1 pseudogene is annotated in these 244 nt (G+C 53.3%); it reads right to left on the reverse strand.

The window, feature by feature from the left end:
- Positions 1 to 244: pseudogene (locus LK536_RS58975) on the reverse strand (SH3 domain-containing protein); the annotation flags it as partial.

Consider the following 244-nt stretch of genomic DNA (forward strand, 5'->3'; position numbering starts at 1 on the left):
TGGATGACCGCCCCCCCGAAAACTCGTTGGCAAACACATAGACCTCCTTTGTCAGCATCTGGTATGCCTGATTGTCATCATACGCGGCATCATCCCCTTCATGGACAGCCTTTTTGCCCAGGATACGGATGGTATGGTAATTATCCTTGGTTGCCTTATTAAGCCACTGGCCCTCATAGAGCTGGTCAATGGTATCCGACAGATTCCCTTCCACCAGGCACGCGCGTTCCGCCATGCACCGCAC

The organism is Clostridium pacaense, from assembly GCF_020709765.2.
In the GTDB taxonomy this organism is placed as follows: domain Bacteria; phylum Bacillota; class Clostridia; order Lachnospirales; family Lachnospiraceae; genus Enterocloster; species Enterocloster hominis.